Annotated in this window: 11 protein-coding genes; all 11 read right to left on the bottom strand. The window is 44.6% G+C overall.

Features of this window, described 5'->3' with window-relative positions; genetic code table 11:
• Positions 1-67: 67 nt before the first annotated feature.
• Entirely contained in the window at positions 68-2,566 is a 2,499-nt protein-coding gene (locus AR1Y2_RS03900) for an LTA synthase family protein (protein ID WP_137327800.1), read from the bottom strand.
• A gap of 65 nt (positions 2,567-2,631) precedes the next feature.
• Entirely contained in the window at positions 2,632-3,762 is a 1,131-nt protein-coding gene (locus tag AR1Y2_RS03895; RefSeq protein ID WP_137327799.1) for a chorismate mutase, read from the bottom strand.
• Between the two features lies 1 nt (position 3,763).
• The gene (gene folK / locus AR1Y2_RS03890; protein ID WP_137327798.1) at positions 3,764-4,588 is read right to left on the bottom strand and encodes a 2-amino-4-hydroxy-6-hydroxymethyldihydropteridine diphosphokinase; all 825 of its coding nucleotides are present in this window, start codon (positions 4,586-4,588) and stop codon (positions 3,764-3,766) included.
• A 14-nt stretch (positions 4,589-4,602) separates the two neighbouring features.
• Positions 4,603-5,409: a dihydropteroate synthase gene (gene folP / locus AR1Y2_RS03885; protein WP_137327797.1), complete on the bottom strand. Its 807-nt coding sequence runs from the start codon at positions 5,407-5,409 to the stop codon at positions 4,603-4,605.
• A 9-nt stretch (positions 5,410-5,418) separates the two neighbouring features.
• Positions 5,419-5,892: an HD domain-containing protein gene (locus AR1Y2_RS03880; RefSeq protein ID WP_137327796.1), complete on the bottom strand. Its 474-nt coding sequence runs from the start codon at positions 5,890-5,892 to the stop codon at positions 5,419-5,421.
• 4 nt (positions 5,893-5,896) lie between these two features.
• Positions 5,897-7,174: a bifunctional folylpolyglutamate synthase/dihydrofolate synthase gene (locus tag AR1Y2_RS03875; RefSeq protein WP_137327795.1), complete on the bottom strand. Its 1,278-nt coding sequence runs from the start codon at positions 7,172-7,174 to the stop codon at positions 5,897-5,899.
• Between the two features lie 32 nt (positions 7,175-7,206).
• Positions 7,207-9,516, bottom strand: a complete 2,310-nt coding sequence (gene lon / locus AR1Y2_RS03870) for an endopeptidase La (protein ID WP_137327794.1) — start codon at positions 9,514-9,516, stop codon at positions 7,207-7,209.
• Between the two features lie 102 nt (positions 9,517-9,618).
• Positions 9,619-10,920 (bottom strand): ATP-dependent Clp protease ATP-binding subunit ClpX, encoded by a 1,302-nt coding sequence (gene clpX, locus AR1Y2_RS03865; RefSeq protein WP_137327793.1) that lies wholly within the window; start codon positions 10,918-10,920, stop codon positions 9,619-9,621.
• 22 nt (positions 10,921-10,942) lie between these two features.
• The gene (clpP, locus tag AR1Y2_RS03860) at positions 10,943-11,533 is read right to left on the bottom strand and encodes an ATP-dependent Clp endopeptidase proteolytic subunit ClpP (RefSeq protein ID WP_137327792.1); all 591 of its coding nucleotides are present in this window, start codon (positions 11,531-11,533) and stop codon (positions 10,943-10,945) included.
• Positions 11,534-11,564: 31 nt separating this feature from the next.
• Complete coding sequence (tig, locus tag AR1Y2_RS03855; RefSeq protein ID WP_137327791.1) at positions 11,565-12,851, bottom strand: trigger factor; 1,287 nt, start codon at positions 12,849-12,851, stop codon at positions 11,565-11,567.
• Positions 12,852-12,983: 132 nt separating this feature from the next.
• A complete protein-coding gene (locus tag AR1Y2_RS03850; protein WP_137327790.1) occupies positions 12,984-14,987 on the bottom strand; it encodes an LTA synthase family protein in 2,004 nt (667 codons plus the stop codon).
• Between the last annotated feature and the right edge of the window lie 322 nt (positions 14,988-15,309).

The following is a 15,309-nucleotide window of genomic DNA, read 5'->3' as shown; positions in this document are numbered from 1 at the left end:
ATAAAGCGAACAACATTTTAATATTATATTGTTTTTTCCAATGTGTCAAGAATCCGCAGGGAGATTCCTACTTTTCTTTCACAGAAAAGAAAGAATCTACGCGGTGTTTATGATCCAGAAGGGAATTATACTGCAGATACTGGTAATTTGTAAGCCATTTATCTTTGTCTTCCTCATTCTGAGTCTCTACGTTCTTACCGTCTTTGGTAACATATCCATTGGCGTTGATGGCCGGAATCTGTTTCTGAAGTTCCTCCAGATATTGATTATATGGAGTGAGCTTTAAGTTTGTCTGCTGAAGCATCAATGTGGACAGGTAGTTGGCGCTTGTGAGATTTACGTTGTCCTTCTCTTTGATGTCATAATTGGCCCAGATCACAAACGGAACCGTATACTTTTTCTGCATCTCCTTGATATTTAGACTGTTTAAGTCCTTTCCATAGAGAAGTTCATAGAAATCATCTTCAAGCTTCGGCTGATGATCTCCGAACATGACCACGATGGTCGGCTCTTTCTGGGTTTTAAAGTAATCGATCAGCTTCTTGAATGCCCGGTCAGATTCGTGGATCAGGGACAGATAGCGCTCAGCGGTTTCCGTCTTCTTCTCATCCTTGATGGTGATCTCCTGTTTAAAGTTATCATCCGGGATCAAATATCCTCCGTGATTCTGGATAGTTACGTTGAACATAAACAGCGGATTGTCCGCTTTCTTTTTCTCAAAGGTTTCTATGATCTTGTCATAATCAGATTCATCGCTGACCCAGCCTCTGATTCTTTTTACCTTGGATTCATCCAGAGATGTCTCGTCCAGGAAATTATCAAATCCAAGAAGAGGATATACACTCTGCCGGTTCCATGCATTCGGTTTGTAAGGATGGAACGCCGTTGTCTCATATCCCTGTTCCTTAAGCTGGGAAGCGAGGCTCGGCACCTGATGTTTCACAAACTGGGTATAAGCATTTCCGTTCAATGGAAGAGAGGAAACAGAGTTTCCAGTCAGGAACTCATACTCAGAGTTGCTGGTTCCGCCTCCAAAAACAGATACCAGCATATTTCCTTTGATCGTATTTTCTTTCATGGAATTAATATACGGCATCACTTCTTTGTTAGTCTTGATCTTATTGACCACATTCAAATCAGAGAAGGTCTCATTCATGATCACGACCACATTCGGTTTTTGTTTCAAGGACTTGTTCTGTCCTGTGGTCACAGTGTAATTTTTAGCAATGTCCTTTACTTTATCTACACTGTATCCTTCCGGTTCTGTTCCAAGCAGATACTGGACATTTAAAAGGAAGCTTAAGACAAATCCATTTCGTTTGTATCCCTTTTTCTGGTTGAAGAATTCTACCTTTACATTCTTCGATTCCAAAAAGTTGACTCTTGTGCAAAGGAAACTCTGTCCCGCCGTGAGCGCAGCCACAAGGACCAGTGCCACAAGGCGCTGCTTCCAACGGAATGCCTTTATAGTATCCAGCTTCCATGCGATGATCACCAACGCCAGACAGATAATGGTTGCCACAATGGCAGCCTTATTGTAGGACAGAGTGTAGTGGTCCGCCACGTCCATGGCTGTACCGAGCGCCCAGATGTCCGCCGGTGTGATCGGTGTTCCCCTGAACTGCATGACAAAGTAATTTCCGATGGCGCATCCGTATAATAACAAGTCTCCAACAATAATCGCATACTTTGTCCGGTTGAAAATCAGCAGCAGGATTCCGAAGATGATATAGAACCAGATCACATTCAGTGCATATGAGAAGATTCCCATGACACTGATCGGATTATAAAATACCTTTTCCACCATATAAAATGCCAGCCATGGATTGATAATAAACAGTGCCCATGACAGCCATTTATTCCATTTTTCTGGAATATTCAACTGGATCAGGAGCAAAACGATCAGCCCAAGTGCAATGGCGATGGTCAATCCGATAGCCCACATGTCAACCTGTGTTGTCATGACTCTGGCACAGAGCCTGACCTCTGTTTTCTTTCCGTTCTTTACGAGAGGCTGGAACACGGATCCCATATCCTTTGAAATGTAGATGTACAGCGGATCCTTTTTCTTGATCCCGATGCCTTTGATCACATAAGTATAGGTTTCGCCCTTCTTTAACTTCTGGTTGACGATCACCTTGTACCAGCGGTCATCATGCAGTTCTCTGCGCCTCATGGTCGCTTTAATCTCAGTTTTTCCGTCTACCTCTTCTATGGTCGGGGTGATATGGAATACAACGTTTCCCTTGGAATCTTTGATCTTAAGGTCAATGCTTCCGGGCCTTGCGTCCCCATAATTTCTTCCCACACGGAAATCTAAACGCTCCGCCGTGTTGAAATTGGCCTTGAATTCCTGTTCCACAGTGTCTCCGTCTGCGATAGCAATCTTCTCCATGCCGCTTTCCGGCACACCTTTGGCCACACGCTCCGCAAATTGATCTTTGTTCTTTATACAAAGCACACAGAATAAGATCAGGCATGCAATAATAAAGTATTTACCAAACTTATGGATAAAGTTATGGATTTTTCCTAGCTTATCTTTGAAACCATTTGATTTACTGTTCATGTTTACTTCCCACCTAATTTGTATTTTTTATGATGATCGGATCATCCTGTCCCTCTTCAATGTATTTAAAAATTCCCAAGTATTTTAAAGTCTTTGACCTCTGCCCGGATCCCGGTCAGAGCGTTGCGGATGCCCGGCTCATTTAAGTTGCCGGCTACATCAATGTAAAACCCGTATTCCCACTGCCTGTTCGGAAGCGGCCTGGATTCAATGTTTGTCATACTGACGTCATTAAACATAAAATGCGCCAGAATGTTATAAAGAGATCCCGTCTCATGGGGCAGTGAAAAACTGATGCTTACCTTCTTTGCGTCTTTCCGGTACTGCTTTTTCTTAGACATCACCACAAAACGCGTGCAGTTATTACCCTCGAAATTCACTTTCTCTTTTAACACATCCAGCCCATAGAGCTTTGCAGCCCGCTCGCTGGAAATGGCCACCTTTGTGCAGTCATTGTCATCCGCCACTTTCTTGGCGGCCACTGCCGTATTTCTGATGCGCACCTGGTCCCATTTTGTCTCATCCAAGAACTCCTTGCACTGCATCAGTCCCTGCGGATGGGAATAGACCTTTGTCACTTTAGAAAGATCCGTACCCCGGATCCCCACAAGGGCATGGTTGCATTCCACAGTCTCCTCTCCCACCACGCATACGTCATGATTTAGGAGCAGATCGTAAATACCGCTGACCGTTCCCGCAGAAGTATTCTCAATAGGAAGGATCCCATAATCCGCTTTTCCCTCATCTACAGCAACAACAACATCTTTGAACTCCTCTGCCGTAAAATGACTGATGTCTTCTCCGAAAAACTGGACCATAGCCTGTTCCTGATACGCTCCAGGGATGCCCTGGTACACCACCTTTGTGTCACTGTTGATCTCCAGCCGGTCCACCTGTTTGAACTTTTTGCGGACATAGCTGTCTTCCTCTGACAAAAGACTGTATTGATACCGGCGTCCGATCGACATGAGCTGTAAAAATAATTCCTCGGTCCCCTTTTTAAGGAACTCTGGTCCCACTTCTTTCGTCAAAGTCTCTATCTTCTCTTGTTCCCTTTTTCTGTCATAGATGGGTTTCCCGGTTCCTTTTTTATACTCAGCCACTTCTTCGGAACACTGCATCCGTTCCTCAAACAGCCGGACGATCTTTTGGTCGATCTGGTCAATGTCCTTCCTTATATCAACTAAATCTCTCATATTAACTATCCTTCTCCTCCAATGCATCTTTTAGTTCCAGAATGGTCCGGTTGAGCACCGGATGTCTCACATGGGGTGCAATCTCCGAAAGCGGTTCCAGCACGAACTGCCGCTTGGGTATTTCTATGTGAGGGATTGTCAGGTGCGGTTCATTGAGAATCAGGTCATCGTACAAAAGAATATCCAGGTCTAACGTCCTGGGGCCCCAGTGTACGGTACGTTCTCTTCCAGCCTTATTTTCCAGTCCTAAAAGAAACTCCAGCAGCTCCGACGGATTCTTTAATGTGTCAAGCCCAATGCATCCATTGATAAATCGGTCCTGGTCAACGTTTCCGTAAGGTTCTGTCTCCATCAGACTGGACACCCGTACAATGCGGGTATCCTCTTCCTGTCCGATTTGTTCAACGGCACGCTTAATATATTCCCTGCGGTCTCCCATGTTAGAACCAATTCCAATATATGCCCTGTGCCATTTTCTCTCAATCTTTACAGAAACACTTTGGATTGGGAGTCCAATGGGAGCCCACGGCTTTTTGACTTCTACCTCTGCTTTCTTTATAAGCGTAAACTCCATCAGCAGACGCTCTGCGATGGTCTCCGCCACCCGTTCAATCAAGTCAAACGTGTTCCCTTCCATGATATCACGGATCCTGTGGCACACTTCCCCATAGTTGACTGAGTACTCAATCTTGTCGCTGACCCCGGCCCGTTTAGTATCCGTATAAAGCACCGCGGACACCAAAAACTTCTGCCCCAGCACCTTTTCTTCCTTATATACGCCGTGATTGCTGTAAATCTCCAGCTCTTTAATTATGATCTGATCCATATTTCTATGCTCCTTTAACAGCGGCAGATCGCCTCAATCATAGAAAGGGCACGCCTGTTTTCTTTGACATCATGAACCCGGAACATCCGGCAGCCTTTCATATATCCGCTTACCGTGGTTGCCAGAGTTCCCTCTACGCGCTCATCAGCCGGCAGATCAAGCGTCAGTCCGATCATGGACTTTCTGGATGTACCCAAAAGCACCGGCACCTTAAGATCCTGCAAAAGTTCCAGATGATTCATCAGCATCAGATTCTGTTCCAAAGTTTTAGCAAAGCCGATCCCCGGATCTAATATAATGTTCTCTTTTGCAATTCCCGCATCTTCTGCAAGCTCCATGGTCTCTTTTAGGTCTTTTAGCACATCGCTGAGATAATCATCGTAGTCTGTATCTTTCCTGTTGTGCATCAGACAAACCGGAAGTCCTGCCTTTGCTAGAAGCGGCGCCATGCTGCCGTCCCATTTCAGCCCCCATATGTCATTGATCATATCGGCTCCGGCATGTATTCCCGCCTCTGCCACCTGGGATTTGTAGGTATCCAGGGAAATAACCGGGTTAAACTCTCTCTTTAAGGCTTCGATCACCGGTGCTGTCCTCTCAATCTCTTCCCCTGATGTGATCTTCTCATGGCCTGGACGTGTGGACTCACCGCCTATGTCAATGATATCTGCCCCTTCGTTCAGCATACGCTCGGTATGCTTTAAGGCCTGATCTATCTGAGTATATTTTCCTCCGTCAGAAAAGGAATCGGGGGTTACATTTAGTATGCCCATAATATACCCTTGATGTTCCATATCAAATTCTTTGTTTCCTATCTTCATATTAAACTCCTAATATCGGTAACCGTTATTTTTCTTTTCCTCAGGCCAGTAACACTCTTTTTTTGCCTTGCAGTTCATACAGTCCCTGGAAAGTTTATCTGCCCTGTAAAAAAGACAGGAAAGTCTGTCACTGTCCGGTCTTCTGTGTGATTCTAAGAGGGAAAGGATGGTTTTCCTCTCCTCTGGCTCATAGGGAGAGTCAAAAAGAATATCCGATGCGATCAGCACTCCCGCCTTCACATGAGGCGTTCCTTCCGTATACTGCTTTCCTCTCCCGATATCATGTAGAAAACCTGCGGCATAAATCACATCTTTTGGTATATCCAGGTGCTGTTCCAAAACAAAAATATAGGCGATCCTGGATACCGCAAGAAAGTGTTCTGTATTATGCGGGCAGAAGATCCGCCCCTTCTCTGAGTCCTGAATCTGCCGGTACGCTTTTTGATATTCAGGATGATTGATAATATATGAAAGCCTCTCCACCGATTCAACCTCTCAGTTCCTTTAAAAATGATAATGTCCCGAATACAACAATGACGTCATCCTGTCCACAGTGATTCCTGACTTTCTGATAGCATTCTCTAAGGCTTCCTCCCGCTGTCACGCAGTTGTAAAATGGCCTTGCTGCCTCAGCCAGTTCTTTAGCAGGCAGAGCACGGTCACTTTCAGGAGTCACTGTATAGATCTCATTTGACATCGGAGACATGATCTTTAGCATCTTTAAATAATCCTTATCCGACAATACTCCCATTATATAGATTATTTTTTTATTTGTAAAATTCTTTTCAAGAAATTGTAAAAGGCTTTGTGCTCCGTCCGGGTTGTGCGCTCCATCGCAAAAAACCGCAGGAACCGCTGAAATACGCTGTAATCTCCCATCCCACACAGCATTCCTGAGTCCATCCCTTATGGAATCCTGCAGAAAAAGATAAGAATTTTTTAAGATTTGAAGCACCTCCAGAGCGGTCACGGCATTATAAATCTGGTGCCTCCCCAGCAGTCCGATTACCATATTCCGGTACTCTGTCCCGTCTGTACAGACATAAGAAAACTCAGCGCCGTCAAGAGATTCTGAAAAAATCACAAGTCGTTCCGGATCAGTGAACGTGACGGGTGAATGTTTCTGCTTTGCTTTTTCTGTGATCATCCCATTGGCCTCTGCATTATTAAAATAAGATATAACAGGGCAGCCTTCCTTGATGATCCCTGCCTTCTCCCCAGCAATCTCTTTTATCGTGCTTCCCAGATACTGGGTATGGTCAAACCCGATGGATGCGATGACGGTACAGAGAGGTTTTGTGATCACATTGGTTGCGTCCAGCCGGCCTCCGAGCCCCGTCTCCAAAAGCACCACATCCACTTTTTTATCGAGAAAATAAAGAAAAGAAAGAGCGGTCTCCATTTCAAAGACGGTAGGATGTTCTTTTCCATCCCTGACCATCTCCTCCGAGGCTTTTTTTATTTTCTCCATATAAAAGCACAGGTCATCCTTTGAAATGATCTGGTCGTTGATACGGAACCTTTCTTCATAGCAGAAAGAAGCAGGAGAGACGTATCGTCCTGCTTCATAACCCTGCTCTTTGAATACTGACGCAAGAAACGCCAGGATGGAACCCTTTCCGTTGGTGCCCGCAATGTGAACGATCTTCAATCGGTCCTGTGGGTTGTTAAGCCGTCTTAAAAGCTCTCTGATATTATCAAGCCCTAACACACTCCCAAATTTATTAGCCCGTCCGATAAATTCCATTGTCTCCTGATAGTTCATTAAGGTTTCCCTCCTGCGTCTTATCTTTTTGTCTATTCAGATAGAAGAGCTTCTTTTATGACGTCCTCAATCTTCTTCACAGATATGATTTCTATGTTATCTGTGATCTCTTTGTCAAATTCTTTGACATCCTTTTCATTGGCCTTCGGAACCAGTACCTTTGTCATGCCAGCACGTTTTGCGGCCAGCATTTTTTCTTTCAGTCCTCCAATAGCCAGCACCTGTCCCCTGATGGTCACTTCACCGGTCATGGCTGTTGTTCCCCTGACCTTTCTTCCCGTGATGGCTGAGAGCAGGGCGACTGTCATGGTAATTCCTGCAGACGGCCCGTCTTTCGGAACCGCTCCTTCCGGGATATGGATGTGGATATCATGGGTGTCAAAGAAATCATCCTTGATCTTGTATTTTGTGCTTTGGCTCCGAATATAACTCACCGCAGCCTGTGCGGACTCCTTCATCACATCTCCCAAAGATCCTGTAACAATGAATTTGCCTTTTCCAGACATCGTGTTCACTTCCACATTCAGCATAACACCTCCGACGCTGGTCCATGCCAGGCCGTGGACAATACCAGTCTCATCCTTAAGGCTTTCCTTCTCCAACTCATAAGGTGCATTGCCAAGATAATCTCTGACTGCTTTCTTTGTCACGGTCACCTTTTTCTTCTTGCCCTGGTAAATATCCTTTGTGACCTTGCGGGATACATTGCCGATGGCCCTCTCAAGGCTTCTTACTCCCGCCTCTCTAGTATAGCTGTCGATCAGCAGTCTCAGGGCGTCATCTTTCCAGACGATCTCTTTCGGCGTCAGACCATTGGCTTCCATCTGCTTTTTCACCAAGTAGTTCTTTGCGATATGGAACTTCTCATTCTCAGAATAGCTGGAAACTTCAATGATCTCCATCCGGTCCAAGAGCGGCTTCGGAATCGTAGACAGGTCATTGGCAGTGGCAATGAATAGTACATCGCTTAAATCTAAAGGCACTTCCAGATAGTGGTCGCGGAAATGTTCGTTCTGTTCTCCGTCCAGAACTTCTAAAAGTGCGGAAGCCGTATCCCCTCTTTGGTCCTTTCCGACCTTATCCACTTCATCAAGGAGCATCAGCGGGTTGCGTACCTTGGCCTGGCGGATGGCCGCCACGATCCTTCCAGGCATAGCTCCCACATAGGTCTTTCTGTGGCCTCTGATCTCAGACTCATCCCGGACACCGCCCAGGGAAAGCCTCACATACTCTTTGTGGGTAGCCCTTGCAATGGATCTTGCGATGGATGTCTTTCCGGTTCCCGGAGGACCCACGAGGCAGAGAATGGCCGCGTCCTTTTTCTGGCTCATGGCTCTGGCCGCCAGATATTCCAGTACACGTTCCTTAACCTTCTTCAGGCCGTAGTGGTCTTCATCTAAAATTGTTTCTGCTTCCTCAAGATCCATGGAATCCTCGGAAAGCTTTTCCCACGGAACATCCAGCATGATCTCAATATAAGTCCTGAGTACAGCGCTCTCCGCCGCGCTGTTTCCCATCGCCTGAAAACGTGAGATCTCTTTTTTAATCTTATCCTTTACTTCATCATCCGCTTCCATCTCAGAGAGCTGGCTTAAGAATTCATCCGCCTCATCTGCGATATTGGTCTCTCCAAGCTCTTCCCGGATTACTTTAAGCTGTTCTCTGAGCATATACTCCCGCTGGTTGTCATCGATGCTTTCCTTCACCTTTTCCTGGATATCCAGTCTCAGATAAGCCAGCCTTAGCTCCTGTTCCAGCAGCACCAGCATAAGGCTGCAACGCTGTTTCAGATCCATCTCCTCCAGAAGCTTCTGCTTATTCTGCAGGGAAAACGGCAGATGGGTTGCCAAGTGGTCTACAAACACTTCTAGATCCGTCTGCATTAAAATATAGCTGTATACATTGGGGTCCATCTGATTCCACACCCCTGTATATTTCTCAAAACTTTCCTTCAGAGCACGGAATACCGCCTCTTTTTCGTCCTCTTCAAATACTTGCTGCTCTGTATGCTGATAGGCAACTTCTACCCGGAAGATTGGCTCTTCTTCACAGATCTCTGTAATCTCAGCACGGAACATTCCCTCTGCGAAAACCCTTATGATATTCTGGGGCAATTTTACGACCTGCCGGATCTTCGCCAAAGTACCGATCTGATAAAGATCATAAGATTTCGGGTCTTCCATAGCCGGATCAATCTGATTATTCAGGAAAATCATCTGATCGTTCTGCATGGCTTCCTCAATCGCACGGACTGACTTGCTCCGTGAGACATCAAAATGAATCACCGAATTTGGGTATATGTATTTGCCTCTCAGCGCAAGCATCGGTAATACTTTCTTCATCTGCTTCTCCTTCGTTAATAATATAGTCATTTATGCCAAAAAAACTGCCTCAATAGCAAGAAATTCTTGTATTAAAGCAGTTTTTGACTTTTGGTCGAATGATTATGCTATCTCGCCATTGCTCTTCTTCGTCCTCTTTTTAACGCCTGACGGCTTTTTTGCCCTATCTACGGAACGCTCGATCTCCGGTTCTGCCCCGGATTCCACTGTTTCCCTTGTAATCACACATTTGGACACTTCTTCGTCAGAAGGAACCTGATACATTAACTCCATGATAACATCTTCCATGATCGCCCTTAAGCCCCTGGCACCAGTCTTTCTTTCCATGGCCTTTTCTGCGATCGCTTCCAGAGCCTCGTCCTTAAACTCCAACTCCACTCCATCCAGCTCAAACAGCTTCTGATATTGTTTTACCAGTGCGCTCTTCGGCTCTTTGAGGATACGGACAAGTGCTTCCCTGTCCAGAGGATTTAAAGATACATTCACAGGAACCCTTCCTATGAACTCAGGGATCAACCCGAATTTTACGAAGTCCTCCGGCAGCACCTGCTGGAGAAGGCCTCCGATATCTTCTTTCCTTCCATTCCCGATCTCAGCGTTGAATCCGATGGATTTCTGTCCGATCCTGGACTCTATGATTTTCTCCAGACCGTCAAAAGCTCCTCCGCAGATAAACAAGATATTAGTCGTGTCAATCTGGATAAACTCCTGGTGAGGATGCTTTCTTCCACCCTGAGGCGGAACAGATGCAACCGTTCCCTCAATGATCTTCAACAAAGCCTGCTGTACGCCTTCCCCAGAGACATCTCTGGTAATGGAAGTATTTTCTGATTTTCTTGTAATCTTATCGATCTCGTCAATATAGATAATGCCGCACTGAGCACGTTCAATGTCATAATCCGCAGCCTGAATGATCTTCAGCAGGATATTCTCAACATCCTCTCCAACGTAACCAGCTTCAGTCAATGCTGTTGCGTCTGCGATGGCAAACGGAACATTCAGCATTTTAGCTAACGTCTGAGCCAGCAATGTCTTTCCTGAACCTGTAGGCCCCAGCATGATGATATTGCTCTTCTGGAGATCAATATCAGAGGAGTCTCCTAGCAGGATTCTCTTATAATGGTTATAGACAGCTACCGACAGTACTTTTTTTGCTTCATCCTGCCCGATCACATAGTCATCCAAAAACGCTTTGATCTCTTTCGGTTTATTTAAATGGATCTCCGTGTCATCAATATACTGTTCAAACTCTTCGGCAATGATATCCGCGCAGACTTCAATACATTCATCACAAATATAGACGCCTTTTGCTTTTGGCCCGGCGATGAGTTTTCTCACCTGGTCCTGCGTCTTATTACAAAAAGAGCAACGGAGCTGCTTTTTGTCATCACTGTGATTTACCATAGAATTACCTCGCTCTTTCTAATTATGATTCCCTCTTCTTGTCAAAGACAGCATCAATCAGACCATACTCTACAGCTTCCTCTGCGGACAGCCAGTTGTCACGGTCCGTATCCCGTTCGATGACTTCTATTGGTTTTCCAGTATTCTCACTTAAAATGCGGTTTAAGCGCTTTTTCGTCTTTTGCATATGCTCTGCGGCAATCTGGATTTCTGTTGCCTGGCCCTGGGCTCCGCCCATCGGCTGATGAATCATGATCTCTGCATTCGGGAGCGCCATACGCTTCCCTTTTGCTCCTCCTGAGAGGAGGAACGACCCCATGCTTGCTGCCATTCCCATACAGATCGTGGAAACGTCACATTTGATAAAGTTCATGGTGTCATAGATCGCTAACCCTGCTGATACAGATCCCCCTGGACTGTTGATATACAGGCTGATATCCTTTTCCGGATCTTCCGCTTCCAGAAAAAGAAGCTGGGAGACAATCAGGCTTGCTGAAACATCAGTAACTTCTTCTCCCAGGAAGATGATTCTTTCTTTTAATAAGCGGGAATAAATATCGTAAGAACGCTCTCCACGACTTGTTTGTTCAATGACATAAGGTACTAAACTCATCTTAAATCCCTCCCGGTTTTCAATCTGTCAATTATTTTGCCTGGCTGGAACTGATCAGGAAATCAACTGCCTTCTGAACAGCAATGTCATCCATCATCTGTTCCTTCTGGCTTCCCTGTACCATTTTTTCTAACTGCTCTGTTTCCATCTGGTACATACCAGCCATCTTTTCTAATTCTTTCTTGAAGTCTTCTTCGCTGGCTTCAATACCTTCTGCTGCAACGATCGCCTCTAATACGAGACGAGTCTGAATTCTCTTTAATGCCTGAGGTTTTAATTCATCTGCAAACTTCTGGGCATCACTTCCTGTATACTGAAGATACTGTTCCATGTTAAGGCCCTGGTAGCTGAGTCTCTGTGCAAACTCATCTGCCATCTGCTGTACCTGCTCTTCGATCATGGCATCTGGGATGTCCATAGATGCATTTTCTACTGCCTGGTCCACTAAAGCGTTTTCTTTTTCTGTCTTGGCAGCTTCCTCTTTCTGTGCTCTGATGTTCTTTTTGATCTCTTTTTTGTAATCTTCCAAGGTCTCAAATTCAGACACCTCGGATGCAAACTCATCGTCTAATTCCGGAAGTTCTTTCTCTTTGATTCCTTTAATCTTCACCTCGAAAACAGCCGGTTTTCCTGCTAATTCAGGCGCATGGTACTGTTCCGGGAAAGTCACATTGATCTCTGCTTCATCACCGATGCTCTTGCCGATCAGCTGTTCTTCAAAACCTTCGATAAAAGTTCCTGATCCAATAACCAGAGTCTGGTCTTCTGCAGTTCCTCCCTCGAATTTTTCACCGTCAACAGAACCTGAGTAGTCGATCAAGGTAATGTCGCCGTCTTTGATCGGACGGTCTTCTACTGTGATCTCTCTGGCATTTGCTTCCTGTTCCTTTTTGAGCTGTTCCTCAATCTCTTCTTTTGTTACGCGGATCTTCTTGTCTTCCACTTCCAATCCTTTATAATCTCCCAGAGTTACTTCTGGTTTGATCGCGATCACTGCAGTAAAGATGAAAGGTTTTCCTTTTTCCAGCTGAACCACATCGATATCCGGTCTGGAAACGATATCTAAGTCAGAATCTTTCATTGATTCACTGTATGCTTCCGGAATCAGGATATTCGCTGCGTCTTCATAAAAAATTTCTACTCCATAAGCTTTTTCAATGAAGTTTTGAGGTACCTTTCCTTTTCTGAATCCCGGCACGCTGAACTCTGATTTCTTCTTATTATAAGCTTTTTTAATCGCTGCATCTAATTTATCAGGTTCTACTTCGATTGTCACTTTCACCATATTATTGTCTAACTTTTCAACTTGTAATCCCATTCTTACAAATCCTCCTAAATATCATTATCTTTGTTGTAGTTTTATACAAACATTAAGTCATTATACCATGACGTTTCCGGCCTGTCGACTGGAAATACAGATTTTACGCCATTTCTGTCAAATAAAGCCTTCTTATTGTTTCAGACCCTGATAGACATATTCGTTGGATGTCTGCAGGACTCTCGGTGCCTTGCTCACGATCTTCACCGTAAAGGTATCACCCTTCTTCAAATCTTTCTTGGATACTTCCAGCAGGTGATCATTGTGGAATGTTGTATTGATCTTCGCATCCGCTGCATAGACTTGGCAGAAGTTCGTGAAGTTGTTTCCTTCTATAAATGTGCTGTCTTCTGTCTCGTATGCCTTTGTCACATTGACCTTTTTAATTCCAAACATAATGTCTGAGGCTGTAAACGGATTCTTCTGGTCCCAGACATACTGCTTGCCATACAGCATATCATACTGAAGCGTTTTCATATCTTTCTGATAATTCTTTGTACCTTTGCGTGTCTGGTGGAAACTGTTCATGACTCCGTTTTTGATGTTGAGTTTTCCAAGGATCTCTGATCCCAGCTGATAAGCCTGAACCACACCGTCCTTTTTCTTTAATCCAATGTTATCCCAAATGAAGTAGCTCGTCTCATATTTGTTGCCATAAGTCAGATCCTTGTCATCCACATCCAGACTCGGAAGGTGATCTCCATACATTACAAGAACTGTATCCTCACCGCGCTTTTTTAGTGCATTGACCAGATCTCCCACAAATTGGTCCATCTGATAAACCTGATTGGCGTAGTAAGTATATTTATTCTTTAATGCTTCATCCTTTACACCGCTGACAACTTTGATCTTCGGATTCTCTATGATCTCTGTTTTTGGATAATCTCCATGTCCCTGCACAGAAATTGTATAGATATAGTCCTGTCCCTTTGTTGAATCCAAAGCATTCAAGATACATCCGGTAAGAATGCTGTCTTTTGCCCATCCGTTTTCTGTCCACTTCTTAATATTCATGCATTCTTTTGAAGTAAACGTGTCAAATCCCAGCTGTGAAAATACTAAATCCCTGTCATAAAAAGCGGCACTGTTGTTATGGATAGCATGTGCCGTGTAGCCGTCCTCTTTTAACAGGGTAGCCATGCTCTCCGTTGTGGTGGACTGCAACACTGTCTTGTAAGGATATTCCGCCGCACCGAAGTGATCGAGGTTCATTCCTGTGATCGCCTCAAATTCTGAATTAGCAGTTCCGGCGCCGTAAGACGGCATACTAAGCTGCCCTGAAGAATATCCTTTCATATACTTGTGGAAGTTCGGAAGGGGATCCTGGTTGAACTTGACCCCTTTCACCTGGGTGATATCAAAGTGGGACTCCAGCTGCACAAAAATAATATTCGGCTTTTTTACTTTGCCCTTTTTCTTTGCCTGTGCCTCCTCGGTCCTTTCCTCGATCTGATCGACCTTTTCTTTTGAATAATTGGAAGGTTTATCTATCCCGTTCTTTAATGCGGTGATAGAGAAACAGTAAGGTGTTCCGTAATCCCCGTAGGCAATCCGGATATTGCCGATCCTGTCCGTGAGCATATTGCTCCTGAATCCATAGACAGTGGCGCCTCCGAACCCGGCAAATATAATAGCGACTGCGAGAATGTTCCTTTTATATTGAAGATTCTGCTTTTTAGGAAGATATAAAAATCCAACCACAAGCAGGACTAATACAATTAAAATCAGTGCCCCCATAAAAACGATCGCTGCCGGCGAATAGTAATTGGTCATTACCGGAAGAACTGACTTCATCAGAGTTACATCCACATAGGTGAATGGGGTGTTTCTCGCACTGAGCATCAGGAAATTGACAATACCGATCACAGACCAAAGCAGCGTCACTATAATGTAAGTAAACAGCCTTCTTTTCACGATCAGTACCACAGAATAAGTTACAAAAATGATAAACGCACTGTACAAAAACATTTTGGTCCTGTCGTTGACAAACCCGAAAACTCCCTGGTCAAAGGTCTGGCGCCCGAGAACCTCCAATAAAAAAGCCATGCCGAAAGCCAGCACGATATTACACAGGACCGGTACCTTCTCTATCCACCTTCCGATCTGTTTTACTATATTCTTTACCAAAGATTTCATGATACTCTCCTTACTTTGATTCTATCTTCCAAAAAGTCATACAGTGTATTATAACATTGTCATTCCAAAGTATCTACTCTTTAATTATGAAAAAATTCTTAAATACCTGCACCTGATTGACAGAACTCTGTATCCATGATACGATGCCCAAGGAAACTTTTCTTATGGTTTTTTGTAAAGTTTCTAGTCTTGAAAAAGAAAGGAGTTATAGATATTTTAAGCGCCATGCACCTTCTGGAACGGAACCCTGTTTATCAAAGATAAGGAGGATTAGAAGGTTAACGAGGTGGAAAGTGATCGAAAATTCGGCGGATGCTTTCCC

Origin of the sequence: Anaerostipes rhamnosivorans (genome assembly GCF_005280655.1) — a bacterium.
Lineage (GTDB): Bacteria > Bacillota > Clostridia > Lachnospirales > Lachnospiraceae > Anaerostipes > Anaerostipes rhamnosivorans.
This window is presented reverse-complemented; position numbering and strand designations above follow the sequence as displayed.

Coding starts and splice junctions, on each gene's coding strand:
- AR1Y2_RS03875 (WP_137327795.1), bottom strand. CDS start 7,174: ATGAACTATCAGGAGACAATGGAATTTATCGGACGGGCTAATAAATTT.
- clpX (WP_137327793.1), bottom strand. CDS start 10,920: ATGGTAAATCACAGTGATGACAAAAAGCAGCTCCGTTGCTCTTTTTGT.
- folP (WP_137327797.1), bottom strand. CDS start 5,409: ATGAAGATAGGAAACAAAGAATTTGATATGGAACATCAAGGGTATATT.
- folK (WP_137327798.1), bottom strand. CDS start 4,588: ATGGATCAGATCATAATTAAAGAGCTGGAGATTTACAGCAATCACGGC.
- clpP (WP_137327792.1), bottom strand. CDS start 11,533: ATGAGTTTAGTACCTTATGTCATTGAACAAACAAGTCGTGGAGAGCGT.
- AR1Y2_RS03900 (WP_137327800.1), bottom strand. CDS start 2,566: ATGAACAGTAAATCAAATGGTTTCAAAGATAAGCTAGGAAAAATCCAT.
- AR1Y2_RS03895 (WP_137327799.1), bottom strand. CDS start 3,762: ATGAGAGATTTAGTTGATATAAGGAAGGACATTGACCAGATCGACCAA.
- lon (WP_137327794.1), bottom strand. CDS start 9,516: ATGAAGAAAGTATTACCGATGCTTGCGCTGAGAGGCAAATACATATAC.
- tig (WP_137327791.1), bottom strand. CDS start 12,851: ATGGGATTACAAGTTGAAAAGTTAGACAATAATATGGTGAAAGTGACA.
- AR1Y2_RS03850 (WP_137327790.1), bottom strand. CDS start 14,987: ATGAAATCTTTGGTAAAGAATATAGTAAAACAGATCGGAAGGTGGATA.